General features: G+C 70.3%; 2 protein-coding genes. One reads left to right on the forward strand and one right to left on the reverse strand.

What is annotated here, in order from left to right; genetic code table 11:
• Nucleotides 1-116 precede the first annotated feature (116 nt).
• On the reverse strand, nt 117-725 hold the full coding sequence (locus IE247_RS18545; protein WP_190124271.1) for a TetR/AcrR family transcriptional regulator: 609 nt from the start codon (nt 723-725) through the stop codon (nt 117-119).
• A gap of 93 nt (nt 726-818) precedes the next feature.
• On the opposite strand from IE247_RS18545, the gene IE247_RS18550 reads away from it, so the two are divergent.
• The gene (locus IE247_RS18550; protein ID WP_190124272.1) at nt 819-2,021 is read left to right on the forward strand and encodes an MFS transporter; all 1,203 of its coding nucleotides are present in this window, start codon (nt 819-821) and stop codon (nt 2,019-2,021) included.
• The last annotated feature ends 143 nt before the right edge of the window (nt 2,022-2,164 follow it).

The following is a 2,164-nucleotide window of genomic DNA, read 5'->3' on the forward strand; positions in this document are numbered from 1 at the left end:
CGCCCTCCCCCCGGCCCGGGGGGAGGGCGACGCCAGGACGTCCCGGCGGCAGCCGGGGGAGGTGCGCGAGTCCGGTGGAAGCCGTCAGACAGGCCCTGCCGCTTTTGGGCCCCGTGTCACCGGGCGGGTTCCGCGGGCGCCGGTCCCAGGGTCCGGACCGTGAGATCGATCGCGGCGGTCAGACGCTTGAGGTCGTGGCCGGCGCGTTCCCGCACCCGCAGGCCGAGCACTGTGGTGAAGAGCAGTTCCACGGCGTCGTCGATGTCGAGGTCGTCGAAGAGTTCGCCGCGGTCGCGGCCCTCGGCCAGCGCCGAGCGCAGAGCCTGCCGGGTCACCTCGAACGCGGCCTCGGTCCGCTGACGGACCTTCTCATCGGTGGTGCCCAGCTCGGTGGCGGTGTTGACCATGAAGCAGCCGCGGCCGGACTTGCCGTCGGGCGGGCAGGTGACCAGCCAGAGCATCCATTCCCGCAGCACCTCCCGGACCGGGCGGTCCGACACGTCCAATCGCTGCCTGGCCTGGGCCGATTCGGTGGCCCGGTAGTGGTCGAGCGCGCGCAGGAACAGTGTGTGCTTGTCCGTGAACGTCCGGTACAGGCTGCTGGGTGTGAGTCTCAGCTTGTCGCCCAGGTCCCGCACGGAAGTGGCGTGGTAGCCACGTCGCCAGAACAGCTCGGTCGCAGAGGCGACCGCGTTCTTCTCTTCGAACTGTCGGGGGCGTGCCATGTATTCACCTTACCCAACTTGCGGAGCGAACGCTCCCATACTACCGTCATCGATATGGGAGCACTCGCTCCCGAACTGTTGAAGGAGACTCCGTTGACGACCGCAGAACAGACCCCTGCCCAGGCGAAGGAACCAGAGGTCCCGGAGAAGAGCCGCTGGATAGCGGTCTGGGCGGTGGCTCTGGGGACTTTCCTGCTGGTGACCGCCGAGCAGTTGCCGATCGGTCTGCTGACCTCTGTGGGATCCGCGCTGTCGGTCTCCGAGGGCACGGCGGGGCTGATGGTGACGGTGCCCAGCATCGTCGCCGCGTTCGCGGCACCGCTGGTCCCGATGCTCGTCGGGGCGATGGACCGGCGGATCCTGCTCATCGGGCTGATGACCCTGATGACCGTGTCCAACCTGGCCACCGCCCTCGCGCCGAACTTCTCGGTGCTGGTGGCCTCCCGGGTGCTGGTCGGTATCGCGATCGGCGGCTTCTGGGCGGTCGCCAGTGGTCTGGCCGTCCGGCTCGTCGCCCCCGCCGACGTGCCGCGAGCCACCGCGGTCATCTTCGGCGGTGTCGGAGCCGCGAATGTGTTCGGTGTCCCGCTCGGCACCCTGCTCGGCGACTTCACCGGCTGGCGTCTCGCCTTCTCCTCGCTGAGCGCCCTGGCGCTCATCACCCTGATAGCCCTGCTGGTGGTGCTGCCGGGGCTGACCGCCTCCCAGGTCATCCGGCCGAAGCTGCTGATGGAGCAGTTCCGCAACCCGGGCGTCCGCGTCGGCATCATCGCGACCGTGCTCATCGTGTTCGGTCACTTCGCCGCCTACACGTTCGTGAGCCCGGTACTGCAGAAGCTGTCGGGGATCGACGAGCGCTATGTCGGTCCGCTGCTGTTCGGGTTCGGTGTGGCCGGCATGATCGGTAACTTCGTCGCCGGTGCCGCGCTCTCCCGCCAGGTGTACCGGAGCGTGCTGTACACCGCTGTGGCCCTGGTCATCGCGATGCCGCTCTTCCTGCTGCTGGGGCAGACCGCGATCGGCGGCGGGATTCTGCTGGCCGTCTGGGGTCTGGCGTACGGCGGTGTGTCCGTGGGCCTCCAGACCTGGATGATCAAGTCCGCCCCGCAGGCCGTGGAAGCGGCGTCCTCGCTCTGGGTGGCCGTGTTCAACCTTTCCATCGGCCTCGGCGCGCTGGTCGGCGGCGTCATCGTCGACACGCTCACCCTCCAGAGTGTGCTGTGGCTCGGCGGCGCCTGCGCCCTGCTCGCGGCCCTCGCCATCTGGACCGCCCGCAAGAACCCCGCTCTGCGATGACCGAGTCCCTCACCGGGCTCAGCGAGGACGCATAGTCACCCGGCGCCGGGCCGGGGGGCGCCGGCCGGCCCGCGGGGGGGCGGCCGGCGGGGGCGCGGCCCGGGGGGGGGGCTTGGGGGCCGGGGGGGGGGGGCGGGGGGGTG

It is taken from the genome of Streptomyces inusitatus (assembly GCF_014651115.1).
GTDB classification, from domain to species: Bacteria; Actinomycetota; Actinomycetes; order Streptomycetales; family Streptomycetaceae; genus Streptomyces; species Streptomyces amakusaensis.

Excerpts from the sequence above, each read along its gene's own strand:
- IE247_RS18545 (WP_190124271.1), bottom strand. The coding sequence starts at position 725 with ATGGCACGCCCCCGACAGTTCGAAGAGAAGAACGCGGTCGCCTCTGCG.